The 24493-nt window shown below is 40.0% G+C and carries 19 protein-coding genes and 1 other RNA gene; 15 read left to right on the top strand and 5 right to left on the bottom strand.

Annotation, left to right across the window (positions count from 1 at the left end; all coding sequences use genetic code 11):
• Positions 1-1005 precede the first annotated feature (1005 nt).
• The gene (locus FQ087_RS07635; protein ID WP_149579876.1) at positions 1006-1854 is read right to left on the bottom strand and encodes a DegV family protein; all 849 of its coding nucleotides are present in this window, start codon (positions 1852-1854) and stop codon (positions 1006-1008) included.
• Between the two features lie 347 nt (positions 1855-2201).
• Here FQ087_RS07635 and FQ087_RS07630 point away from each other — a divergent pair, with 347 nt between their 5' ends.
• From FQ087_RS07630 to FQ087_RS07600, 7 genes are all read left to right on the top strand, one after another.
• Positions 2202-2573, top strand: coding sequence for a YppE family protein (locus tag FQ087_RS07630; protein ID WP_149579875.1), 372 nt, complete (start codon positions 2202-2204; stop codon positions 2571-2573).
• Positions 2570-4852, top strand: coding sequence for a DEAD/DEAH box helicase (locus FQ087_RS07625; protein ID WP_149579874.1), 2283 nt, complete (start codon positions 2570-2572; stop codon positions 4850-4852). The genes FQ087_RS07630 and FQ087_RS07625 overlap by 4 nt, the downstream gene beginning before the upstream one ends.
• Positions 4842-6128: a ribonuclease H-like domain-containing protein gene (locus FQ087_RS07620; protein ID WP_188006670.1), complete on the top strand. Its 1287-nt coding sequence runs from the start codon at positions 4842-4844 to the stop codon at positions 6126-6128. Before FQ087_RS07625 ends, FQ087_RS07620 begins: the two co-directional genes overlap by 11 nt.
• 80 nt (positions 6129-6208) lie before the next feature.
• A complete protein-coding gene (gene gpsB, locus FQ087_RS07615; protein ID WP_149579872.1) occupies positions 6209-6505 on the top strand; it encodes a cell division regulator GpsB in 297 nt (98 codons plus the stop codon).
• Between the two features lie 57 nt (positions 6506-6562).
• Positions 6563-6947, top strand: an RNA gene (rnpB, locus tag FQ087_RS07610) — RNase P RNA component class B.
• Between the two features lie 169 nt (positions 6948-7116).
• Positions 7117-8244, top strand: coding sequence for a THUMP domain-containing class I SAM-dependent RNA methyltransferase (locus FQ087_RS07605; protein ID WP_149579871.1), 1128 nt, complete (start codon positions 7117-7119; stop codon positions 8242-8244).
• 63 nt (positions 8245-8307) lie between these two features.
• Positions 8308-10218 carry an ATP-dependent DNA helicase gene (locus FQ087_RS07600; protein WP_149579870.1) on the top strand — a complete coding sequence of 637 codons (1911 nt, stop codon included), beginning with the start codon at positions 8308-8310 and terminating at the stop codon, positions 10216-10218.
• A 263-nt stretch (positions 10219-10481) separates the two neighbouring features.
• Here FQ087_RS07600 and FQ087_RS07595 read toward each other — a convergent pair whose 3' ends face one another.
• Entirely contained in the window at positions 10482-11183 is a 702-nt protein-coding gene (locus tag FQ087_RS07595) for a DUF421 domain-containing protein (protein WP_149579869.1), read from the bottom strand.
• Between the two features lie 794 nt (positions 11184-11977).
• On the opposite strand from FQ087_RS07595, the gene FQ087_RS07590 reads away from it, so the two are divergent.
• On the top strand, positions 11978-13483 hold the full coding sequence (locus tag FQ087_RS07590) for a carboxypeptidase M32 (protein WP_149579868.1): 1506 nt from the start codon (positions 11978-11980) through the stop codon (positions 13481-13483).
• Positions 13484-13543: 60 nt separating this feature from the next.
• Here the strand turns inward: FQ087_RS07590 and FQ087_RS07585 are convergent, their stop codons facing one another.
• Positions 13544-13999, bottom strand: coding sequence for a chemotaxis protein CheX (locus FQ087_RS07585; protein ID WP_149579867.1), 456 nt, complete (start codon positions 13997-13999; stop codon positions 13544-13546).
• Between the two features lie 163 nt (positions 14000-14162).
• On the opposite strand from FQ087_RS07585, the gene FQ087_RS07580 reads away from it, so the two are divergent.
• The 3 genes from FQ087_RS07580 to FQ087_RS07570 are packed head-to-tail and all read left to right on the top strand — an operon-like array spanning position 14163 to position 19202.
• Positions 14163-17753, top strand: a complete 3591-nt coding sequence (locus tag FQ087_RS07580) for a dynamin family protein (RefSeq protein WP_149580799.1) — start codon at positions 14163-14165, stop codon at positions 17751-17753.
• Positions 17754-18575: a sulfurtransferase gene (locus FQ087_RS07575; protein ID WP_149579866.1), complete on the top strand. Its 822-nt coding sequence runs from the start codon at positions 17754-17756 to the stop codon at positions 18573-18575.
• A gap of 36 nt (positions 18576-18611) precedes the next feature.
• On the top strand, positions 18612-19202 hold the full coding sequence (locus FQ087_RS07570; RefSeq protein ID WP_149579865.1) for a metallophosphoesterase family protein: 591 nt from the start codon (positions 18612-18614) through the stop codon (positions 19200-19202).
• 306 nt (positions 19203-19508) lie between these two features.
• Here the strand turns inward: FQ087_RS07570 and FQ087_RS07565 are convergent, their stop codons facing one another.
• On the bottom strand, positions 19509-19898 hold the full coding sequence (locus tag FQ087_RS07565) for a ribonuclease HI family protein (RefSeq protein WP_149579864.1): 390 nt from the start codon (positions 19896-19898) through the stop codon (positions 19509-19511).
• 86 nt (positions 19899-19984) lie between these two features.
• Between FQ087_RS07565 and FQ087_RS07560 the strand changes: the two genes are divergently transcribed.
• Positions 19985-20173, top strand: coding sequence for a zinc-finger domain-containing protein (locus FQ087_RS07560; RefSeq protein ID WP_149579863.1), 189 nt, complete (start codon positions 19985-19987; stop codon positions 20171-20173).
• 40 nt (positions 20174-20213) lie between these two features.
• Here FQ087_RS07560 and FQ087_RS07555 read toward each other — a convergent pair whose 3' ends face one another.
• Positions 20214-20423: a cold-shock protein gene (locus FQ087_RS07555; RefSeq protein WP_067210265.1), complete on the bottom strand. Its 210-nt coding sequence runs from the start codon at positions 20421-20423 to the stop codon at positions 20214-20216.
• 147 nt (positions 20424-20570) lie between these two features.
• Here FQ087_RS07555 and FQ087_RS07550 point away from each other — a divergent pair, with 147 nt between their 5' ends.
• From FQ087_RS07550 to FQ087_RS07540, 3 genes are all read left to right on the top strand, one after another.
• Entirely contained in the window at positions 20571-21200 is a 630-nt protein-coding gene (locus tag FQ087_RS07550; protein WP_149579862.1) for an HD domain-containing protein, read from the top strand.
• Between the two features lie 752 nt (positions 21201-21952).
• Positions 21953-22843 carry a GNAT family N-acetyltransferase gene (locus FQ087_RS07545; RefSeq protein ID WP_149579861.1) on the top strand — a complete coding sequence of 297 codons (891 nt, stop codon included), beginning with the start codon at positions 21953-21955 and terminating at the stop codon, positions 22841-22843.
• 276 nt (positions 22844-23119) lie between these two features.
• Entirely contained in the window at positions 23120-23962 is an 843-nt protein-coding gene (locus FQ087_RS07540) for an aminoglycoside phosphotransferase family protein (protein WP_223145600.1), read from the top strand.
• Positions 23963-24493 lie beyond the last annotated feature (531 nt).

The following is a 24493-nucleotide window of genomic DNA, read 5'->3' as shown; positions in this document are numbered from 1 at the left end:
CAATGAAATCCACATAGAAGCTACTTATCTATGTAGGTTGATTGAATGATTCCATTGAATATCGCTCAGCGTCAAGGGGACGCCTCTCGCCCTAAGCTAGGCTACTTTGCTGTCGGTCTTAGGGCTTCAGCTAACCGGTGTCCAGTTGCTGGACACTAGTAAGGCGCCTGCGCTGAGTTTGTATACGAACTTCAACCTACAACCTACTTAAAATGATGAAATAGTAATAATAGATAAGACAAGGAAATAATGCAATGTTTAAGCATGGAATAAAAGAACAACAGAATTCACCAGAAGATTAATTTTTAGACATTCCTAAGCATATTTTGGATACCCCGCTATGAACGAGCCTACAAAAACATTAGCGACAAGCTAATGAAAGTTACGATAGTCTAATGCAATTCAGGATAGTTTCAGAACCTGGTTCTCGAAGTTTATGGTATCCAGAAGTTTGAAATAGGGTGATGATTAGGCGCGATGAAAACTTGATACCTAATCTGGACTACGGGTGTCGGACGTAGTCAGGTAACATAAAAACCTAATCATTATATTCGAGAAGAAGAGGGGGAGCAGTCATACTATCCTCTCTTCTTTTTTATTGGAAATAGGTTACTCGAATAAATGATTGATAAAAGGAGCTTAGTTATAGAATTCTGCTCAACACGGATATGAAATTCTTTAATAATGTAGTGTCTATATCTTTATGTACCAACCTTTTCGAATCATGATATAAGTTTCGCGCTATATCCACCTATCCCAGCCTGGGGTTAAGGGTAAATACGCGTCGTTGTAATAAATTAGGATTTTTCATATGATGCAGCGTATTAATTAAGTTGAGGTGTGAAAAATTGAAAAAACATATCAAAAAAAGAAGAGAGTGTACGTCTCTCTTCTTTATATATGTTTTCATTTAATTTTGCTCTTCTACAAGTAAAGAAGAGTAACGTTTGTTAAAAAAAAGAGAAAGAGGGAAGCTCTTGTAAACTGTTAATCAAATTCGCCGCTTTAGTACCTTACCCAACTCAAACCAGTTGTACCTTCACCGGCATGTACGCCGACGCAAGCGCTGAGGGGGAGGACTAGAACTTTTAGCTTTGGAAATTCCTGCATTAGTTCATCTTTCCAACTTTCAGCATCTTTTGTATTGTTGCAGTTGATAACGGCGACTTCAGGAACATTGCCTTTTTTCATGTCGCTACATAGTAAAGCGGTCACGTGTTTTTTTGCGCGTTTATTGGCACGAACTTTTTCTGTCATCACGGGTTTGCCATCATCGAATGTGATCACGACTTTGATGTTTAACAAATTGCTTATAAATGCTTTTGTTCCAGAGACACGACCGCTTTTGTGTAGCTGATTCAGATTAGCTGGTATGAAGGATAGCTCGGAATTTTTTGTTATTTTTTTGATGGCTGTAACAACTTCTTCAACGTCATGCCCGCTTTCAAGTAGTTCATTGCCAATTTCAATCATTTTGATCATCGGATAGGAGCCGATTTTCGAATCAATAGAATAGACCTTGAAGTCTACCATCTGTGCAGCTGTCTGCGAACTATCGAACGTGCCGGATAAGTCGCTAGAAACATGCACGGCTATTGCGCAATCATAACCCTGTTCTTGTAGTTTTTTATAAAGAGAGACCATATCACCAATAGCAGGTTGGGAAGTTTTTGGATGTACTTTTGCAACGCGTAGTTTGTCATAAAACTCTTCTTGTGTCATGTCGACTGTTTCTCTAAAGACACCATCAGCAAATACAACACTCAACGGTAAAATATGAACATTATATTTTTGGATAAAAGATTTCTCTAGTTGTGCAGCTGTATCAGTAATCCATGCAATTTTCTTAGTCATTAACAAAATTCTCCCTTTTGAAGCAAATTTTAATGTTAAAACAAGCTATCTATTATCGCTAATGTACACTAAGGGTGAAAAGAGCACTAGTATTAGTTGTCATATAAAGACGGAATATTAATTACGGAGACATAATTTGAACATAATTACAAGTGTTCACTTGTATCAAAGTCGTAATTCTCCTGGGGAATAGTAGAGAGCGCAAGTTGCCAGTTGAAAAAAGTTAACAAGAACCTTAAGTTGTATTGAAGGGTTATTAATGACGAGGAATATACGTTCCTATGAATTTGGTACATCCCAGTAATATCTGTTAAAATAAAAGAAACGTCCGGAAAGGGTGTATTATTATGAATCTACAACAAAAGACTGAAACGCTACTTGCTGTTTGTAGGGAATGTTTCGAGCGCCATGCGCAGATGAGAGAACTCGATCGGGAACCCGATTTTTTTATAGAAGTAAAACCATATGCAGATCAATATCATACGTTGCTCGATGAATGGACAGAGGAAGTGTCTGAATTCATCAAGACAGCCAAACCGAAATATGTTCATCCAATTCAAATCGAAACACTGACTGACTCCATGAAGCAATTCATCGTCCAGTCATTCTATCAAAAGACAGGAAAAAAACGTTTTGTCTTATCGATTAATTCGGCCGAATATACGCTGAAAACAATTCTGGATGCAATACGACTTGAGCAAGATGGTATTATACGATGATAAAGAAGATGGCTGTTCACGAAGTGTTAGCTAAACTGCGTACTGACCCATCTTTTTCTGACAATGTCATCCATACTAAAACGATTGCGGGGAAAGAAGCGATCTACGCAGAATTCCCGCGAAAACTGCATTCCTCGATTATTAAAGCACTTGCGTCAAAAGGGATAAATAAACTGTATAGCCATCAAAGGGAAGCATTTGATTTGGCTGCATCCGGTAAATCATTTACCGCCGTAACACCAACAGCATCCGGAAAGTCCCTCTGTTATCACTTGCCTGTAATGCAGAGCATCCTCGAAGATGATACATCGAGGGCAATTTACTTGTTCCCAACGAAAGCACTTGCTCAAGATCAGCTAGCAGATCTTCATGAATTGATTGAAGCGAGCGGAGAAACGATACTCAGTTACACGTATGACGGTGATACTGCGCCCGGATTACGATCTAAGGTTCGGAAGTCTGGGCATATTGTACTGACAAATCCTGATATGCTCCATTCTGGTATTTTGCCGCATCATACAAAATGGGTGTCATTATTCGAGAACTTAAAATATATTATTATCGATGAATTGCATACGTACAAAGGCGTCTTCGGCAGTCATGTAGCACATGTGCTGCGAAGATTGAAACGAATTTGCAACTATTATGGCAGTGATCCAGTGTTCATCTGCACATCTGCGACAATTGCAAATCCACAAGAACTATCGGAGTCATTAATAAATGCGGATATGCAAGTAATCGTCAATAATGGAGCACCTGCTGGGAAGAAACATTTTGTCTTCTATAATCCACCGGTCGTCCATCCGACATTCGGTATCCGGAGAAGTGCAGTACTTGAAGTTCGCGACATCGCCGCGCTTTTATATCGTGAAGGCATCCAAACGATTATCTTCGCAAAAAGTCGAGTACGGGTCGAGATGCTCGTCACGTACATGAAGGCATTAACGAAGAAGAAACTGTTTGATGAAACTGTTATGGGTTATAGGGGAGGTTATTTACCTTCAGAACGACGGAAAATAGAAAAAGGGCTCAGGGAGGGTGATATCCGTACGGTTGTTAGTACGAATGCACTTGAACTCGGCATTGATATAGGCCAACTGCAAGCGTGTATTATGACGGGATACCCGGGAAATATTGCGAGTGCATTTCAACAGGCCGGACGCGCTGGAAGAAGGCAGGACGAGGCTCTTATCATTTATGTAGCGCAGTCTTTAGCGCTCGATCAATACATTATTGAACATCCTGACTATCTTCTTGGCCAATCTCCCGAAGAAGCACGGATTCATCCGGATAATATGTTCATCCTGATGGATCATCTCAAATGTGCTTCGTTCGAGTTGCCATTTTCATCGACAGAAACTTATGGTGAATTTGAAGTACAGGAACTGCTTGCTTTCCTTGAAAGTGAAGGGGTTTTGATTAAGACAACAGACAAATGGCATTGGATGACGGACAGTTTTCCGGCTAGTGAAGTGAGTCTCCGCTCCGCATCACAGGAAAATGTCATCATTATTGATAAAACCTATCCGAAAGAAACAAAGGTAATTGGGGAGATGGATCGTTTTAGTGCGATGACGTTACTACACGAAGAAGCAATCTACATTCACCAGGGGACTCAATTTCAAGTTGAACAACTGGATTGGGATGAAAAGAAGGCCTATGTCACGGAAGTCGATGTTGATTACTTTACTGATGCAAATCTTGCGGTGGAACTGAAAGTGATGAATGAGGATTGCGCCGAACAGTTCGGAGATAACAAAGCCGCTTATGGAGATATCGCTGTTCTTGCAATCCCGACGATATTCAAGAAAATCAGATTCGATACTCATGACAATATTGGCTCGGGTCCGATTTCATTGCCAGCGGAGGAATTGCATACGTCATCTACGTGGTACACATTCGATATACCTGAAGGATGGACGGGTGCTGGGCTGACGGATGCGATGACGGGTGCAGCTTATGCAATCCAGTCATTCATCCCGTTATTCGTCCGCTGCGATAAAACAGATATTCATGTTGTGCCGCAAGTTAAAGCTGTTCATACTGGAAAACCGACTATTTTCATTTACGACAGTTATCCAGGCGGGATTGGTTTGAGTGAAAAAATCTTTGAACGGTGGGACGAACTGTTGCAAAAAGCGGCTGATCATGTGTCAGTCTGTCGCTGCGAGTCAGGTTGTCCGGTTTGCATTGGGGCACAAGAAGCTGGTATGGGCATGAAGCAGGATGTCGGATCTCTTCTTCAGACGCTGGCAAGGGGAGAACGCAATGTCTTATGAACAGAAGCTGATGCAAATGAAGAAGTTACTGAAGAAAACAAACACTAAAGTGGTAGCTGAAGACGTGATAGAAGCTGTAAAACCCACTGCAAAAGCACCTACCTACGAACAACAATGGCTTGACGGGGGGTTGACGAAAGCCGTGAATAAACACGGCATCGTCTATAAGCGGATTGTTGAATATGACGCTGATCATCAGCATGGGAATATTGTTCTTTCGGGCTTGAAGTCAACGATCGATAAATGGAAGAAGTCTGGAGAGGTGCATCCACTGTCACCGGACTTTTCAAAACCGCTTGTTTTCTTTGATACGGAAACGACAGGCTTAAAAGGTGCAGGCACACTGATCTTTCTCATGGGGTTCATCGAGCAGACCAACTCTTCTTTTAAACTTACGCAATATGTACTTCCTGGTCCCGATCATGAAGCAGCATTCCTCTATGCAACGGGATTATGGGAAGAATCGTTGACACTCGTTACATATAACGGCAAAAGTTTTGATATCCCAATGGTGGAAACACGGTGGACAATGAATCGTAAAGAATTGCCGCCATTACTTGAGCATACTCAAATTGATTTATTGCACGGTTCCAGGCGCATCTGGAAAGGTGAAATGGCAACGTTTAGACTTCCTGCAATTGAAGAGGAGCAACTCGGTTTCTTCCGTGAAGGAGATATCCCGGGTCATATGGCACCAATCATCTATCAAGATGCCGTTAAGAATGGCCGTACGGAACTATTAATGAAAGTACTCGTCCATAATGAGTGGGATATTCTTTCACTTGTTGCACTTTATATACGGTCAACTGATTTACTTTTGAAGACAGATCGCCCAGAATCCGCAGTGACCCATACGAATATAGGGAAATGGTTTGGCGATTTAAAGTCTCAAGATCGGAGTAGGAAAATATTTGAAAGTGTGATTGCCGAGTTTGGCATTAATCATCCTGCCACACATTTTCACTTCGGATTCATACTAAAAAAGGAACTGGCTTACGAGGACGCAATTTCCTCATTCACAATTGCGGCAAAAGGACTTATCGGACGCGAGAGAATTCTCGCGTTGGAGGAATTAGCCAAGCTTTACGAGCATAAGGTGAAAGAGTTAAATAAAGCGTTGGACTCTACAGAAATGGCGACTAGGTTCTTGAAGGTGGATCCCTACTTAACGGAAAGATTTCGGATACGTTACGGAAATGAATTTTTGAAAAGGGAAATAAGAATAAACGGAAAATTATTTCCCAGGCAAGCGCATGAAGCGACAAAAAACAGTTGAAAATTTGCTTTAATAAGACAAGGTCGGACAACATATGTTATAATAAACGTATGTAAACAGAGACGGAAGGGCGATTTTTCATGGACACTAAACTAGATACAAAAACGATTCTTGAAAAAGAATTCAAAACGGGCCTTCGCGGCTATAATCAGGAAGAAGTAGATCTCTTCTTAGATGATATCATTCATGATTACGAAGCTTTCAAAAAGACGATTTCGGAATTGCAAACTGTAAATGAACGCATGCAAAAGGAACTTGAGTCTGCACAAAAACGCCCAGCTGCAGGAAGCGCCGGGACAACGAACTTTGATTTATTGAAGCGTATTTCTAATCTAGAGAAGCATGTTTTCGGAAGTAAATTGTTCGATCAAGAATAATATATAATATATATTGTAAATCAAACATAAGTACGGTATACTATAAATATCATAGTGGAATTTAGGTAATCGCTGCAACATCCTATGTTGTAGAGGAAAGTCCATGCTCACACGGTTCTGAGATGACCGTAGTGTTCGTGCTCGGCGAAATAATAAGCCGTGGCATCGCGTATAACGCGTTGACGGCGGGAATAAATCCTAAGTCTTCGGATATGGATGAGGTTCCCTGAACAGTGCCACAGTGACGTAGCTGGCTCGGAAACGGGTCAGATGGAACGCGGTAAACCCCACGAGTGAGAAACCCAAACTATGGTAGGGGCACTCTTCCGAGGGAAATGAACTGCAGGAAGAGACAGGTGTAAACCTGTAGATAGATGATTACCACCCTAAGTACGAGGCGCGAGCCGTTTGAGTACACGGGAACAAAACATGGCTTATCGAATTTACTATGGTATTATTTTTAAAATGATCGCTCTCCAATAATATGGGGAGCTTTTCTTTTGGAAATTAACGAGTGAAAAAAATATGGTTTTATTGGCAATGATATATAAAGTGAACCCTTTATGAATTCATAGAAATGATTGATGGTATAGAATTGGAGTTGGAATTGCATGACTGAATTTAAACTAGTAGCAACATCGGCAATGGGGCTTGAATCGCTTGTGGCAGATGAAGTAAAAGCACTTGGATATAAAACGACTTCGGAAAACGGAAAGATCTATTTCCAAGGGGATGAATTGGCGATTGCAAAATCGAATCTATGGCTGCGAGTAGCTGACCGTGTTCGTATTGTTGCGGGTGAATTCGAAGCTACGACGTTCGATGATTTATTTGAACAGACAAAAGCGATACCGTGGGAACGTTTTTTACCAGTTGACGCAGAATTCCCAGTCGCAGGTAAGTCAGTGAAGTCCACTTTGTACAGTGTACCTGATTGTCAGGCAATTGTAAAAAAAGCGATTGTTGAACGCTTGAAGATTGCTTATAAAAGAGTTGGATTTTTTGATGAATCAGGTCCTTTATTCAAATTAGAAGTTTCGATTTTAAAAGATAAAGTGACATTGACGATTGATTCAAGCGGTACGGGGCTCCATAAACGCGGCTACCGACTTGCGCAAGGGGATGCACCTTTGAAAGAGACACTGGCAGCAGCGCTTGTTAAAGTATCACGCTGGAATCCAAATCGCCCTTTCATTGATCCGTTTTGTGGTTCTGGTACAATCGCAATTGAAGCTGCGATGATCGGGCAAAACATTGCACCCGGATATAATCGCGAATTTTTAAGTGAAGAGTGGCCGTGGATTAACAAAAATATATGGGATCAAGTTCGTGAAGAAGCGGAAGATCTTGCAAAATACGACCAACCGCTTGATATTTCAGGATTTGATTACGATCCCCGCATGATCAAAGTAGCACAGGAAAATGCGGCGGGTGCTGGATTCATGGATTTAATCAAGTTTCAAACATGTGATGTAAGGGACTTGACTATAGACAGCTTGAATGGCGTTATGGTCGGGAATCCTCCATATGGAGAACGTCTTGGTGAAGTGGAAGATGCTGAAGAGATTACGAAGGAACTTGGTCGTATAATGAAAAACCACCCTTCATGGTCTGTTTATATGTTGTCTTCATTGGAAAACTATGAAAAAATGTACGGACATAGAGCGACGAAAAAGCGGAAATTATTCAATGGTTTTATCAGAACTGATTTATATCAGTTCTGGGGCCAACGTAAATAATTGATAGAATGCGGAAGAGGGAAACTCCTCTTCCTTTTGCATGTAATAAGGAAGGGGTAAACGATGAAAAGTAAGATGCCATTCCCATTATCAAAAGATAAATCGTTCTATGAATCATTGAATGATTGGATAGGGGATACGTTGTACGATGAATTGACTGAAAAAGGATTTGAATGCCGCGATGAACAAATCTATATGGCTTTCCAAATCGAACAAGCGCTGAAAGAGAAGAAAGTCCTTTTTGCGGAAGCAGGAGTAGGGACAGGTAAAACAATTGCTTATCTTCTTCCTGCAATTGCATATGCTCGCTATACTGGAAAACCGGCTCTCATTTCGTGTGCGGATGAGACACTCATCGATCAGCTTGTCAAAGAAGACGGTGATATCCGGAAAATTAGTGAAGCGCTCGGTCTTGATATCGATGTGCGCCTTGCTAAATCACGTGACCAATATCTATGCTTGAAACGTTTGGATGAGGCGGGTAACACGATTGACGAAGACTACGTTGATGTTGTGGCAGACGAACTTCCCGAATTTGTTTATGGCCTAGGTTCATTGCAATCGATTGTTCCTTACGGGGAACGTTCGGATTATCCAAACTTAAGCGATGCAGAGTGGAAAACTGTGAACTTCCATCCAATTCAACAATGTGCTGCGTGTGATCTCCGCAATCGATGTGGTCAGACGATACACCGTAATCATTATCGGGAATCGGTCGAACTTGTTATTTGTTCGCATGATTTCTATATGGAGCATATTTGGACAAAAGAATCCCGTAAAAGACAAGGGCAGTTACCACTATTACCGGAACCATCAATGATTGTCTTTGACGAAGGTCATCTTCTTGAGTATTCAGCCCAACGAGCATTGACATATGAGGTGCAGAATAGTACCTTGCTAAATCTCCTGGAAAGAATCATGGTCGATGGTATTAGAGAGTCGACATTACAACTTATGGAACGTTTAATTGATTCGCATGAAGCGTTTTTTGCATTGCTCAAAGTGCTTGCAGATAAAACGGAGAACGACAGAAAAGCGATTGAAAAATCACCAGAACTTCTGGAAGTTGGAAAAGAAGTTGTTAAAATCTCGAATGCTCTTCTTGAAGAATTCGTATTTGAAGGTGAATTATACATTATTCCAGCATATGATTTGAGAATGGTCGAGGAATATCTGGATCAATATATTTATTCTATGGACCTTTTTACATCTCAAAATGATGCAGTTGACTGGCTTGAAAGTCGCGGAGGTGAATCCACTCTAGTTATCATGCCGCGTCTTGTGACTGACATTTTGAGAGAGAAACTGTTTTCATCTAAAACACCAATCGTTTTTTCATCAGCTACATTATCAGTCGGCGAAACGTTTACTTATCTGGCAGAGGGTCTTGGTATCCAGGATTATTTGTCGTTTTCGGTGGAGTCGCCATTTGATTATGATGAAGTGATGGAAGTGTTTGCAACGGATGTAGAAGCAGGAGGTAAAGCGAAACGAGCGCTTGAACTTTTAGAAGACGGAGAGCAGACACTGATTCTGTTTAAGTCAGAGCGAGCAATGAATCATTTCAAGGAGCGAGTTCCTGCCGAGTGGCAAGCACGTATCGCTTTCGAAGGTGAACGAGAATTGTCTTCAATTGTACGTGATTTCCAACAGAAGAAAGTACCTGTTTTATGCTCTTATCATTTATGGGAAGGGCTCGACATTCCTCAAGATGCATTGACGCGTGTTATTATTTACGATTTGCCATTACCACCATCGGATCCGTTGTTCGACGCGAGACGTGAGCACGCCAAGGATCCTTTCCGTGAAGTAGACTTACCTTTCATGCTGCTAAGACTACGCCAAGGTGCAGGACGACTCATACGGACGTCTGCGGATTCTGGAACCGTACATCTTTTACTTGAAGGTAAGGAACAGGAAATGAAAGCTGAAATCGAAGGTATTTTCCCGGTGAAAATGAAAATGACGGTTTAACTATGATGTGTAAGGTTCTCCTATTAACAGGAGAGCCTTTTTTTACTTTTTAGGAAACGATATAGTTCAGAACTGAAATGTACTTAAGGGTGTGGCCTTATTATGGGATATTTGTGAACGTTGTTTAGTTTCGTAATTGCCTTGTTGAGTTTGAAATAACGTTGTGAACTTTGCGGGAAGTATTGCTTTGCTCTGGTGGATCATTGTTAAATTTCGCAATAATGTTGTTTAGTATTTTGGATGATTCCACCGTGAGTCATATTTTAATTATACAAATATATTTTGAAATCATCGTTAGTATCCAGCGTCGCCAATAAAATATCATGAACGTCCATATTCATTAGCTCTAATTTGTTGTTCAACCACGTAGTGTCTTTAGCGGATTTTTGCAATTCATCCAAGTCGATTTTTCTTTCTTTAATGATGATCCTAGGAATAGAAAATGGTTTTGTTATTAATTGTATGTCCTCAGGTGTTACTGGTTGTAGTTGGGGAGATAAGAAAAATGAAATGGTACCATCCGGCTCCCACAGAGCAAGAGCGATTTTGTGGACCTCTTCGATTTTTTCTTTTCTTGCTTCAGACAATAGATGATCCACAGTGATTCTTGCTTTACCTAATCCTTTATACATGATTTCACCGTTTTTTATCAGGGGAAAAGGAGATGGTTCTATCCATTTTTTAAACAGGTTCACTTTCAAGCTTACAAGTACACCAATTGAATATAAAAAAACCAATACGCCTGTCGTAATTAAGGACCCTTTCATACCTAATTGTTCATCAGATAATGGGTGTGCAAGAATATTCCCCAGAATTAAAGCCATTGTGAAATCGAGCAGTCGTAATTGAGCAATGGATCGCCGTCCCATAAGTTTGACTGCGAACAGTAAGAAGAAATAAGAAATAATAGCACGTAGAACCCACTGAATAGTTGTGAGTGATTCCTGTCCATGAAAAAAATCCATCTATATCCATACCTCTTCTCTAGACTCATTGTTGTCATAATTATTATTTCCTAAAAACCAATAATTATGAGGATGAATGAGTCGTACAAAAAATAGATTCAGCCATGCGCATGAAGTTTTTTTCATAATGCATTAATCAATCACGTCTGTTTATTAACCAAAATTAACTAGTACATAACTTGATTACCGACTGATAACTACTTGTATAGTTGCACTTTTAGATTAAATGGCTTCTAGTACGATTAGCGAGATCCCTACACAGTTTTTTCGGTAATCATATGGTTGTCCTTCATCGGTCGCGCCCCAAATGCATAATTATACAAAGTGCTGAAGCATATTAGGACGAAAAAATAGCTAGCTTCTTACCTGGAGAATAGCCGCCAAAGATGCAATTTTAGCGACTGATGCTTTCTCTATGTTTTTCTCTTTTTCACTATATATGGTGAAGTATTGAATACGTTATATAAACTAGCGTAGGTACCTTACTAGTGTCCAACAACTGGACACCTGGCTGATAGCGAGAGGCATCGCCTAAGCACCTAAGCGGTATTCAATGGAATCATTGAACCTATATTATAAAAAAAGCGGTCCGAAAATAGTCCAGTAAAAATGAAGGTTATCAAACCTTTCTCACCAGTATTTAATTCAAATAAATAGTTAATCATCAGTAGTGTAAACGATATTATTATTTAGATGTAATTTAATACTCTAAACAAAACTAACCTCCTATTAGGAGACTATATGAGTTGCCCGAATTATGTTAAAATAGAGTTCGGTATAGGAAATAAGGGGGAATGGATTTGTCAACTGAAGAAAAATTCGTAGCTTTGCTAAAAAAGATGAGTGCATACTCAGAAGCCGTTTCAATTATGTATTGGGATATGCGTACGGGCGCACCTAAAAAAGGCATTCCAGCAAGATCGGAAGCAGTTGGTACATTATCGACAGAGCTATTTAAGATGAGTGTTTCTGAGGAAATGGGGGGCTATCTCGAGGAACTTGGTAATAGGAAAGACACACTTAACCCGATTTTGTTGAAAACAGTTGAAGAAGTGAAAAAGGAATATGACTTAAGTGGGAAAATTCCGGCTGAGGAATATCGTGAATTTGTCGTCCTAACTTCTCAATCGGAATCCGCATGGGAGGAAGCAAAAGAACAAGCTGACTTTGATATGTTCCTTCCGTATCTTGAGAAAATTGTTGCCACGACTAAAAAGTTCATTGGCTATTGGGGCGTGAAAGATGGTAACGCTTATAATACATTGCTCAATCAATACGAACCGGGGATGACAACAGATATCATTGATGAAGTTTTCGGCCAATTGAAGGAGACAATCGTGCCGCTCGTGAAGAAAATTTCTGAATCAGGCAACCAACCTGATACATCATTTTTATTCAAACAATTTCCAAAAGAAAATCAGAAAGCATTTAGTCATGCTATATTGACGCAACTTGGTTATGATTTCAACGCAGGGCGTTTGGATGAAACCGTACATCCATTTGAAACAGCCATCAATATTGGCGACGTTCGGATTACGACGAAATACGATGAAAATGATTTCCGTTCTGCCATTTTTGGAACAATTCATGAATGTGGACATGCGCTTTACGATCAAAATATTGATTTAGAACTTGAAGGATTGCCAATTGCAGAAGGTACTTCAATGGGGATTCATGAATCGCAGTCATTATTCTATGAACAGTTTGTCGGACATAATGAAAACTTTTGGACGTACAATTTTGATTTATTAAAGAGCCAATCACCTGAACAATTTGAAGACGTAGCGCTTGAAGATTTTCTGCGTGCCATCAATGTATCAAAACCATCACTTATACGGATTGAAGCAGATGAACTGACGTATCCGCTACACATTATGATTCGTTATGAAATCGAAAAAGGGATTTTTAATGGCGATTACGAAGTCAAAGACCTGCCGCAAATTTGGAATGATAAATATGAGGAGTACCTCGGCGTCCGTCCAAAAAATAACAGTGAAGGTGTTTTACAAGACGTTCACTGGGCTGGGGGATCCTTCGGTTATTTCCCGTCATACGCACTTGGCTATATGTATGCGGCTCAATTGAAAGTAGCGATGTTGAAGGACCTACCTAATTTCGATGAACTTTGTGGGAATGGTGATTTTGGACCTATTCTTGACTGGTTAACGGAGCATGTTCATAAATACGGTAAGATGAAACAGCCGCTTGAAATTATCAATGACACGACAGGTGAAGGATTGAACGCAAAATACTTAGCGGATTACTTGTCTGAAAAATACACAAAATTATATAGCTTATAAAAGTAAAAACAGTCCCTTGAACCCAAAATAATCTAGGGAGGGGACTGTTTTTAGTGATCTTTAATTCTCATCAATCGTTAACAGAACGGTTAACATTCCGCTGCCCTCGATCTTGACAGGTAACTTAAATGCCTGTTTGAAACCGTAAAATTTCGTCGCGCCTGTCATTACAGTCGGAGGGGATATATCAAGGATAAGGCCATCCTTTTCTAGTACAGTACATAAGTTTCCAGCAACCATATTACCGAGTTCCCCTGTGAAAGATTCAATCATTTCGCCTTCAATTGACATACCGAACATTGCTTGCCCAATTGTATTGATGGCGTCTATAGATGCATCAATGATAAGTCGTCCTTTTATGCCACCGACGAGTCCAATTAAGACGCTAATCTCTTTTTGTTCATATGGTTGAACTGTAATCGACGGAGCAAGGACGTCCAATTTGACGGGAATAACAGTTGTCAGTGAAGATATTGTCCCATTTAAAATCATTTGTACATTCTTCGATGTGCTCATTTTGCTTCCGCCTTTCTGAAATATAACGATAGGTCAATTATATCATGACGAAAGGTAGAATAAACAAAAAACGACAAAACATGCGTAAAAAAATTTGTTGATAATACGAACACCGATAAATGGTATGATAAAAAGAGTAATTGACGAAGGGATCGAAAGAAAAATGCCAGAATTAGATAATTTATTACAACAAGCCGCTACATATAGCCTGATTTTTGAAAAAAATGATGATGAAGACCGCTTTAAGAAAACGGCGTTATTTGCCAAAAAACTGATAGACAAGGAATATACAATCGGATTTGCAGGTCATTTTTCTGCTGGGAAATCTTCGATGATTAATGCATTGACAGGTCATGACTTGCTGCCGTCAAGCCCGATACCTACGAGTGCTAACATTGTAAAAGTACGAAAAACTGAATCAGATTTTGCTATTATCCATCATACGGACGGTACAGCAGTAAGATACGGTGGGCACGGATTTCCGGCTGCAGTCAAGTCGTTCAGTAAGGACGGGGCTGCAGTTTCACTCGTTGAAATCGGTCATACAGAATCCCAGTTACCAGAGGGAATCACCGTTATGGATACGCCAGGTGTGGATTCAACAGACGATGCTCACCGACTTTCGACAGAATCCGCGCTCCATCTTGCTGATCTCGTTTTTTATACAATGGATTATAATCATGTGCAATCGGAAATGAATTTCCGTTTCACGAAAGAATTGATGCGTTACAATGACAACGTTTATTTGATTATCAATCAAATTGATAAACACCGTGACAGTGAGTTGCCGTTTGTAGATTTCCAAAAGTCGGTTGAGGATTCTTTTAAAGTATGGGGTGTCGAACCAAAAGGGATTTTTTATACTTCATTAAAGGATTTAATGCATCCGCATAATGATTTTAGTGACGTCAAAGCGATCGTTGATGGTTCAATGGAAAATTGGCAAGAGCGATTCATCGACAATGCTAAGCAGACTTTAGTGAAACTGAAAGATGAGCATAGTCAATATTTAGCAGACGAAATTGTGGAACGAAAAAATACGTTCTCCGAAATTGTTTCAGGAGATGAATGGACTAAGCAAGATGAACTAAAAGAAGAGGCTTTAGAATCCAAAAAAATGTTGAAGCTTCTCTCGGGCGATACGTTTTCTTCAACATTTGAAAAGGAACGAAATGACCTATTGCAGAGTGCTGCAATTACACCATATGAAACACGTGAATTGCTGAAAAACTATTTAGAATCATTGACGTCCAGATTTAAAGTTGGACTTCTGTTTGGTGCGAAAAAGACGGCAGAAGAAAAGGCACGGAGGAAAGAAGCGCTTGCTGACAATATGGGTAAACTTGTGCATGCTCAAATTGAGGTCCATCTGAAGACACTTATGAAAAAATCGCTTAAAGAAGCGGGCATCTTAACGGATGAGCAATCACTCGCGATTGATGAAATCAATTTAACAATACCATTTTCTGATATAGAAAAAGAATTCAATGTATCTGATGTCATAACTGGCGACACTGTTCTCAACTATTCTGAACGCATGAGAACAACGATTTTAGCTGCATTTCGGCGAATGACCGAGGGTTGGAAACATTCGATGTCCCAAATTGCATTAGCAGCAGGGAATAACAACACTGGTATTCTTGAGCAAAAAGTGTACCGATTGGATGAGAAATTGCATGCAATCCAACAAGTTGCTGAGGTGGAAGTACTATTGGCAAATCTTGAAAATGAAATTGTTGGTTCGACGACGCAAGTCGATGCACTTCTTCAACAGTGGAAAGTACAGAAAACGATACCACTTGTTGAATTTAAAGAAACGGAAGAAGTACTTAGCCCAGAGAGAAATCCAGATACCGCTGTGGAAATTGAACAAGTTCAGCCAGAACTAATTACTTCAGATTCGAAATCAGTGGTTAAGAAGGCAATTCATATCGCGAATTCGGTTGAAGCGATTCCAGGTTTTCTAGAAACAGCCGACTACCTTCGAAAAAAAGCTGGCCGACTTGATGGACAAGAATTCACAGTTGCATTATTCGGAGCGTTCAGTGCAGGGAAATCATCTTTTTCCAATGCGTTAATTGGTGAAAATGTCTTACCGGTTTCTCCAAATCCAACGACTGCGGCCATCAATCGGATACGTCCAATTTCGGTAGGGAAAGAAGATAAAACAGCCGACATTCTATTGAAGACAGAAGAACGGATGGTGGAAGATGTTGTCCGTTCATTTGAAGCACTGGGTGTCGTTGTGACATCATTGTCTGACGCTTTCCAACAAGCAGATGATGCACTTCATGCAGAATTGACGGATGAAAGCCTCCATATTCATAAAGCATTTATTGCTGCATTTAAAAGAGGATATCCTTTTTATCGTGAAGCGCTCGGTACAATTATCAAGGTTAAGCAGGAAGAATTTATTAAATTTGTTGCAGAAGAAGATCGAAGCTGTTTCGTCGAGTCAATCGACTTCTACTACGATTGCGCACTAACTAGAAAAGGGATCACCCTCGTTGATACACCGGGTGCTGACTCCATTAATGCACGTCATACCGATGTCGCGTTTGAATATATCAGAAATGCCGATGCGATTCTTTTTATCACGTATTACAATCATGCATTCGCGAGGGCAGACAGGGAGTTCCTTGTTCAGCTTGGGCGGGTTAAGGATGCATTCGAGCTTGATAAGATGTTTTTTGTCGTCAATGCAATTGATCTTGCTTCTGATGAGGAAGAGGCGGATGCTGTCAAAACATTTGTCGGAGATGAACTTCGGAAATTTGGCATCCGCAATCCTAGAGTTCATGGGATTTCAAGTTTACAGGCACTCGAGGCAAAAATAGGTAATCGGTTGGATCCGTTTATGGCACCTTTTGAAGAAGAATTCCATCATTTCCTTGAGCATGATCTGAAAGGACTCGCTGTTCAGGCACTCGAAGAAGAGGCGTTAAAAACAATTGAACGACTTTCTTCACTTATTACCCGAACAGAAACCAATCGAACACGTAAGGCAGAAAGATTGAACGAATTGAACAAACTTGAAGGGGAAGTGCGTCAACATTTCGCACATAACTTTACGCAAGTGCTCACAAAAGCGACACACGATGAATTAAGTGAACTGGTTTATTACATTTTACAACGTGTATTTTTACGTTTCGGCGATTTCTTCAAAGAGGCATACAACCCGTCTGTCTTCGTCAATAATTCAGCAGACCGGGCATTGAAAGGTGCACTCGCTGAAACTGTACAGATGATCGGATTCGATTTGACTCAAGAGCTCAAAGTGACGAACTTACGGATGCTGAACTTTATGAAAAAACAGTTGAACAATCGACAGCGATTAGAAACTTTAGGGTTGAAGGAAAGGGATAGTTCAATCGCACTTTCACCTTACGAATCTCAAGATGCTGATATGTTGTCTTTCGGAACTCCATACGCTGATCCGAGCAATTACGGTAGTGTTAACAGACTGTTTAAAAATCAAAAAGCATTCTTCGAAAAGGGAGAGCGGGATGTGTTAAAAGCCCGACTTGAAGAATTATTGAAGCAAGACGCATCGACTTATCTAGGTAAAGAGAAAGAACTCCTTGAAAAGTGGGCCGATCAATGGATTGATAGTGAAGCAGAAGGACTAAGACAGCACTTGTTGAAAGAAAGTCTAAATCAGATTGCTTCAGAACGAACACTTCTTCAAGGAACAGAGCAACTTGGAGTTTGGCGCAAGGTGTACGACCAATTACAAGCGGAGGAGTTGGTTTGAGTGGCAAAGGTATTTGTTTCAGTAAAAGACATTGATTTTGATAAAACAAAATGGATTGATGCTCGTTTTTCATTGCAAGACGCGGGGGAAGGTCAGCGGAAATATGAGGAAAGTCATGTAACAGGTGCCGTTTACTGGAATTTGGACCATGATTTGTCTGATATGACCAAATCACAAGGTAGGCATCCTATCCCGGCTAAGGAAGCATTGACGGAACTTTTCAGAAACAGCGGACTCTCACTCGATGACCAACTAGTCGTTTATGATGATGGTGGCAGTCCATTTGCAGCACGGGCGTGGTGGTTATTGCAGTATGCTGGATTTGAAAATTCGTTTATTGCGCATGAGGGATTCGGCAAAATTAAAGAAACTGGTGTTCCTGTGAACGGTGAAAAGCCACAACCGCTTAGAACTTCAGTATCACCTGAGTGGAATGAAAAAATCTATGCACCGAGACAATTCGTTGAAGATACTGTCGCTGGAGAAACAGCAAGCATCCTTTTAGACGCCCGCTCAGTGGAACGGTACCGTGGGGAAACAGAACCACTCGATCCGATTGCAGGCCGGATTCCTGGAGCACTAAATTTTGACTGGGAACGTCTGAAAAAAGAAGGTGTCTTCAATTTGGATGAGGTCGTCAAAGAGCAATTGCGCGATGTTGTTAATCCCGCAGAAGAGGTAACGGTCTATTGTGGAAGCGGTGTGACGGCGGCGCCACTTTACGCGATGCTTAAGCACAATGGCTATGAAAGTACACGCTTGTATGTCGGAAGTTATAGCGACTGGATTTCAAAAGATGGGGTTAAAGTCGAGAAAGACTAATCACCCCATTAGCACAACATTTAGGAGGCAATAAAAATGTATTATGCACTGCTAGGAGACATACATTCCTCTAAAGAGGATTTAGAAAAAGTACTCGCAGATATTAACGAGAAATTTCCAGAAGCAATCCGTGTAGGGACGGGAGATTTGTTCGAATGCACAATCAGTAAAAAAAAGATTACGGACAAGAAATTTGTAAATCTCGCAGACGTTATGATCATTCCAGAAGGGTTTGTTGAACTGTTAACATTTCAATCGGTTAGTGGCAATCAAGAAGACCGGATTTTGATGATCACGGAAACGGATGATTTGCTTCGAGGAAAACTGGATAGGATGCCTGAAACAGTTAACATCGCCACTGCTAAAATCATCCATGGTCATCAGTGGGAATGGGGAGGGGAACCGTGGGCACTAATACATGCGGAGGTGAATGAATCCCCTGTGTTTTATGGCCATAGTCATATGTCCGGGCTGTCCAAAAATGGTATTAATGAAGAGATTAGATTTGGAATTCCCTATGATGTAAGTGGTGAAAAAGTTCTCATCAATGTCGGAGCGGTCGTCAGTGATCGAGAATGGGTACTGTATAATCTAGCAGAGAACACAGTTACTTTTATGAAAGCCTAACAAGAAAAGCGCAAGCGCCTTGGTGAATCCGGAAAATCTCTGGTCGACTTAAATTCGCCATGTCTTGTGGCGAAGTCGACACGAGTACGTCCTGTACGTCGAAGGGGCTTAAGATAAAGGCATTCTTTGCCTTTATCTTAAGGACTGAAGCGACAGAGGAAGGCGGCCACTCCATAACCCACTTCGTGTGTGCTATGGGTTAGGCGCTGGAGTCTAGACGTAAAATTGCTTCTTTTGGAGCTTATTAACAGTATGAGATTTTATGAATACCTTAGGTAAAAAAAGACTGAACAGACAATCGCCTGTTCAGTCCTTTTTCTGAATAGCCTCTCTTGCAAGTGCATCTGCTGCACGGTTTTCTACATCAGGAATCCATTTAATAAAAAAGAAGTCGAACGTGTTTGCGATAGCAAGAATTTTTTTTAAGTATTCTTTATGATTTTCATTTTTCACAAATTGTTTTTCTACGGCCATGACAACAATTTGGGAATCTGACCGGGCAGATACCATGCCAGTAGTCAGTTTAGACGATTCTTCCATGCCGCGCAAAAGAGCTTGGAATTCGGCCGTATGATTATCTGTCGGCTCAATTTTTTCGGATAATTTTATTGAATGGCCTTCACCTTTTATGAAAATCCCAATACCGCTTTTTCCGGGATTACCTGCACTTGCACCATCTACGTATAACTCAATCATTTATTTAGCACCTCGATTTACTTGGATTGTTGCACCAGTGTTCAAATAGTATTAGAATAAATGCATCGTGTCTTTCGGAGGTATATATGAATAAGGCGATCATTATGAGTGAAATCAATGGAATTCTAGATGTATATTGCGAAGGTTGCTTCCTGAAAACTCAACTGTCTAAAGACAAAGGCAAGACCCAATCGCATAAATTTTGTATCACTACGTGTACAATCGGGGAACAGCTCCAGTTTCTAGGTCAGCAAATGAATAAAATCACAAAATAATATCCCGCTGGAAATTGCGTCAGCGGGATTTTGTGTTCGATCATTCATCTCCAAGTTTTAAGACATTCGCTGCCTGAGGACCGCGATTCCCTTCGATGATTTCGAAGGATACGGACTGTCCTTCATCAAGCGTTTTAAAGCCCTCTGATAGAATACCGGTAAAGTGGACAAACACATCTTCCCCGTCATCCGCTTCGATGAAGCCATAGCCTTTATCATTACTGAACCATTTGACTTTTCCCTGGTACATGTAAATTCCTCCTCGGCGATTCGATGTCCAACCCATCAGATACATGGATTTACTAACTATACATGAATCGACATTGTGCGTCAACGATATGCCTAAATATTCAGACGTGCTTTTGCGTAAAAAAAACTTATTTATAGGAGTGATTATATGATAGAAATGATAGAAAAATGCAAGCAGATAGTCGTGGAGATATACAATAAGTTCGATGCAAGTCATGATTTTGCCCATATTGAACGCGTCATGAATAATGCGGAGAAAATCTTGGACAAAGAGCCTTCAGCAAGTGAGGAAGTCGTCCGTTTTGCCGTCCTGTTACACGATATCGAGGATGCTAAATATAAATCAGACGACAATCCATCTGTGTTGGAAATCTTACAGGCGATTGGTGTTAATGATGAATTATCTGAAAAGGTGTTAGCGTGTATTGAAAGCGTGTCATTCAGTGGTGGTAATGCGTTGGACATCAAGTCTATCGATGGAGCGATTGTTCGCGATGCAGATCGGCTTGATGCAATCGGTGCTGTTGGTATTGCACGTACATTTGCGTTTGGTGGTGCAAGGGGAAGGAAGCTGTACGATACAGACGAGATGGTTCGTAATAATATGTCTGAAATAGAATACCGTAGCAAGGAAACGGCATCCGTTACGCATTTCTATGAAAAGTTGTTGCTGTTAAAAGATTTGATGGTGACTGAAGAAGGAAAGCGACTCGCGGAGCAGCGACATGACTATATGGAAGGTTTTTTGAAGCAGTTAGATCGTGAAATCGGTTCTTAATAGCGATAAGTATGTAAGCCCTTGCCCAATAGGAGACTGAACTGCCCCGTAAGTGTTAGACACAAACTAACATTTACGGGGTGTTTTTTGAATGATTTCAGTCAGCATGTATCAGTAATTCTTTCTCAATAGTTTACTGGATATCTTGATCTGTGTGACATCACATGTTGACAAGCGTGATTTTGCTAAAAGTAAGTAGGGTTCGCATTGTGGAAAATGCAAGCGTACCCGAAATTGTATCTTCGGGTACTCATAACTTCTGTGAAAAGTCATCTATTCTTATTTTCCAAGCCACCGCAATTTTCACTTTAAAGTTGTAGGTATGCGACAGGTAACTTCTAGCCACACTGGTCCTTCGGTATAACTGACGTGAATATTTTATCCGAAAGCGAGCCGGAAAAGTACTAGTCCAAATGGAGGCTTTTGAGCCTACCTTATCAGTATCTTATGCAATAAAACGGCTAATCAACAGGCGTGCCTTTCTTAGTGGAAAAATGCGAACCAAATCTTTTTATATGGTAAATATTTTTACCATTTCAGAGTAGTAAATATTTTTAGGTAGAGTATGCAGATTACCGTGCGAACTTTTGCTTTAGGTAGTGTTAAAATAAACTTAAAAAGTATAAATTATGAGATCGTTTTCAAAAATCCGTCCATTTAATGGAATATGATTTATTGAGTTAATGAGCAGGAGAGCTAGATGAAAAAAGAAGGCTTTTTAAGGAATCAAAATAACAAATGGAGGAATTATCATGAGTGAATATCAATTAATCAGTGACTACAGGCAGATTGAAAAATATAAGGAAAGCTTTAATGAACTCGCAAAGCAAGTATTTGAATTGGATTTCAAGGAATGGTATAACAAGGGCTGTTGGAATGACAACTACATTTGTTATTCATATGTGGATGGAGATCAAGTCATTGCGAATGCTTCTGTCAATAAGATGGTCGTGGTCTCTGATGGGAAGGAATATAACGCAATTCAATTGGGTACGGTGATGACACATCCAGATTATCGTTATCAAGGGTTGGCAGCTAAGCTGACGAATCATATCATTAAAAAATATGAAAAAGACTATGATTTTATTTACTTATTCGCCAATGATACGGTGCTAGACTTTTACCCTAAGTTCGGCTTTGAGCAAGTTCAAGAAAGTAGTTTCAGCTTGAAGACTTCAGATTTGAAAAAGAAAAAGGCTAAAAAATTCAACCTGCGCAAGCTAGATGTCAATAATAAGGTTGATTTCGAACTGATGAAGGAATTCGCGGCTGAAAGAATACCTGTATCTTCAATATTGGGCGTAAAAAACAATGAACATCTATTAATGTTTTACTTTATCCTAGTATTCAATGGCGCTGTTTATTATATCGAAGAGGAAGAAACGATCTTAATATTTAAACAAGAGGATAATCTACTTCATATTTTTGATGTGATTAGCAAAAAAAGAGTTGAGATAGATTCAATTTTAAATGGTATCGTTTCTGCTGATATCGAGATTATTAATTTCTATTTCACGCCAGGTTATGATTGTAAAAACATTCATACAGAGTTGATAACAGAGAGTGATGATCAATTGTTCGTTCGTCCGTTATTAAAAGACGGGACAAGACATTTTCTATTTCCATTAACATCACATTCGTAAGATTTAATCACTTGTAAAATTACTGATGCTACATCTAATATTGAGGATATAAGTATTAGAGCGCCTATTTTACAGGGCGTTAGTGCAGCAACAACAAAGTCGGCTTCTTTTTGCTAAAGAAGTTGCCAGTTTCGTAGCGTGGGCGATCTGTTGTCATTGAATTTGAAGCGATTTTAACCAATCGGGCGCGATTGCTATATAAGCGATTGCGCTTAAATCAGAATCTGGCCAGATTGTTGAAAAAAAACTGTTAAAAATTTTAATATTAAGGGTGAGATAATGGATATTGATGTTAAACTCGTTGGGGAACTGGTAGATACTCAATTCCCTAAATGGGCTAATCTGACAATAAAACCAGTTAAACATGGAGGAAATGACAATCGAACTTTTCATTTGGGGGAGGAAATGGCAGTCCGATTGCCTAGCCATAAACATTATGAGCCTCAAGTAGAGAAAGAAGCAAAGTGGCTGCCGAAACTAGCTCCACACCTTTCCTTGCCAATAACTGTTCCGATGGGAAAAGGAAAACCTACAAAGGATTACCCTTATGTTTGGTCGATTAATAAATGGATAGATGGAGATACAGTGACACAAGATAATGTGGATCTTAATCAGTTCGCTTGGGATTTAGCTAAATTTTTAAAAGAACTAGAGAGCATTGATGCGAGTGAAGGTCCAAGAAGCGGTGCTCATAATTTTTATAGGGGTGGAGATTTAAGTGTCTATGACTCTGAAACACAGGAGGCTTTAGATAAACTTGAAGGGAAAATCAATGTGAAAAAGTGTAAGATGATTTGGGAGCAAGCTCTCTTAAGTAAATGGGTAATTGAACCAGTATGGGTGCATGGGGATATAGCTCCAGGAAATTTATTGGTTCAAAATGGACATCTGACAGGTGTTATTGATTTTGGGATCTTAGGTACAGGCGATCCTTCTTGTGACCTATCTATTGCATGGACATTTTTTGATAAAAGCAGTAGAAGGACTTTTATGGAAAGTATGGATTTGGATAAAGAAACATGGAAGCGAGCAAAAGGTTGGGCACTATGGAAAGCTTTAATCACCTATGAAAATAAAGAATCCAGAAAAGTCGTTGAGACCTTAATGAACGAGAGTTAACCTATACTAAAATCCAATATTCATGGTGCTAGTTAATCTGATTTTGAAATATGAACTATACCGCAAACGGGCGCGATTTTGGAAAATAATAGGTGGGAGAATGATCAAACTTTTTTGAAAAAATTAATAATAACTCACAAGAGAACAATCCATTTTGATCAATCTTTTTTTTCAAAATGGATTATTTCTATTTGCCTTGAAATATGGATTTACGGGTTCTTTTTAATCAAACTTTATTCAAAAGCTACACCAGCCCCATTATCTGATTTAGATGTGTTAAACACATGTAGTTAAAGTGAAAGGTTTGATTTACTAATTTTTTGAAACATTACTCTTGATAAAATTCGCATCCTGGTTACGGTTATTCTGTTCAACATGGATAACCAGGTTACTACGGGAATATGGGTTTCCCAGGTTACGGAGATATAGGATATCCGGTTTATCCAGGACATGGTAATAGGAGGCATCACTGGCATTATGAATCTGGAAATATTGGGCACTATCAGGGGGGAGAATGGCGTTAACTTTTTT

Source organism: Sporosarcina sp. ANT_H38, assembly GCF_008369195.1.
GTDB lineage: Bacteria > Bacillota > Bacilli > Bacillales_A > Planococcaceae > Sporosarcina.
Note: the sequence above shows the minus strand (reverse complement) of the source record. Positions and strands in the feature narration are given on the sequence as shown.

Bases quoted from the DNA above. Each gene is read 5' to 3' on its own strand.
- FQ087_RS07635 (WP_149579876.1), bottom strand. From the start codon at position 1,854: ATGACTAAGAAAATTGCATGGATTACTGATACAGCTGCACAACTAGAG.
- FQ087_RS07630 (WP_149579875.1), top strand. From the start codon at position 2,202: ATGAATCTACAACAAAAGACTGAAACGCTACTTGCTGTTTGTAGGGAA.
- FQ087_RS07625 (WP_149579874.1), top strand. From the start codon at position 2,570: ATGATAAAGAAGATGGCTGTTCACGAAGTGTTAGCTAAACTGCGTACT.
- FQ087_RS07620 (WP_188006670.1), top strand. From the start codon at position 4,842: ATGTCTTATGAACAGAAGCTGATGCAAATGAAGAAGTTACTGAAGAAA.
- gpsB (WP_149579872.1), top strand. From the start codon at position 6,209: ATGGACACTAAACTAGATACAAAAACGATTCTTGAAAAAGAATTCAAA.
- FQ087_RS07605 (WP_149579871.1), top strand. From the start codon at position 7,117: ATGACTGAATTTAAACTAGTAGCAACATCGGCAATGGGGCTTGAATCG.
- FQ087_RS07600 (WP_149579870.1), top strand. From the start codon at position 8,308: ATGAAAAGTAAGATGCCATTCCCATTATCAAAAGATAAATCGTTCTAT.
- FQ087_RS07595 (WP_149579869.1), bottom strand. From the start codon at position 11,183: ATGGATTTTTTTCATGGACAGGAATCACTCACAACTATTCAGTGGGTT.
- FQ087_RS07590 (WP_149579868.1), top strand. From the start codon at position 11,978: ATGGATTTGTCAACTGAAGAAAAATTCGTAGCTTTGCTAAAAAAGATG.
- FQ087_RS07585 (WP_149579867.1), bottom strand. From the start codon at position 13,999: ATGAGCACATCGAAGAATGTACAAATGATTTTAAATGGGACAATATCT.
- FQ087_RS07580 (WP_149580799.1), top strand. From the start codon at position 14,163: ATGCCAGAATTAGATAATTTATTACAACAAGCCGCTACATATAGCCTG.
- FQ087_RS07570 (WP_149579865.1), top strand. From the start codon at position 18,612: ATGTATTATGCACTGCTAGGAGACATACATTCCTCTAAAGAGGATTTA.
- FQ087_RS07565 (WP_149579864.1), bottom strand. From the start codon at position 19,898: ATGATTGAGTTATACGTAGATGGTGCAAGTGCAGGTAATCCCGGAAAA.
- FQ087_RS07560 (WP_149579863.1), top strand. From the start codon at position 19,985: ATGAATAAGGCGATCATTATGAGTGAAATCAATGGAATTCTAGATGTA.
- FQ087_RS07555 (WP_067210265.1), bottom strand. From the start codon at position 20,423: ATGTACCAGGGAAAAGTCAAATGGTTCAGTAATGATAAAGGCTATGGC.
- FQ087_RS07550 (WP_149579862.1), top strand. From the start codon at position 20,571: ATGATAGAAATGATAGAAAAATGCAAGCAGATAGTCGTGGAGATATAC.
- FQ087_RS07545 (WP_149579861.1), top strand. From the start codon at position 21,953: ATGAGTGAATATCAATTAATCAGTGACTACAGGCAGATTGAAAAATAT.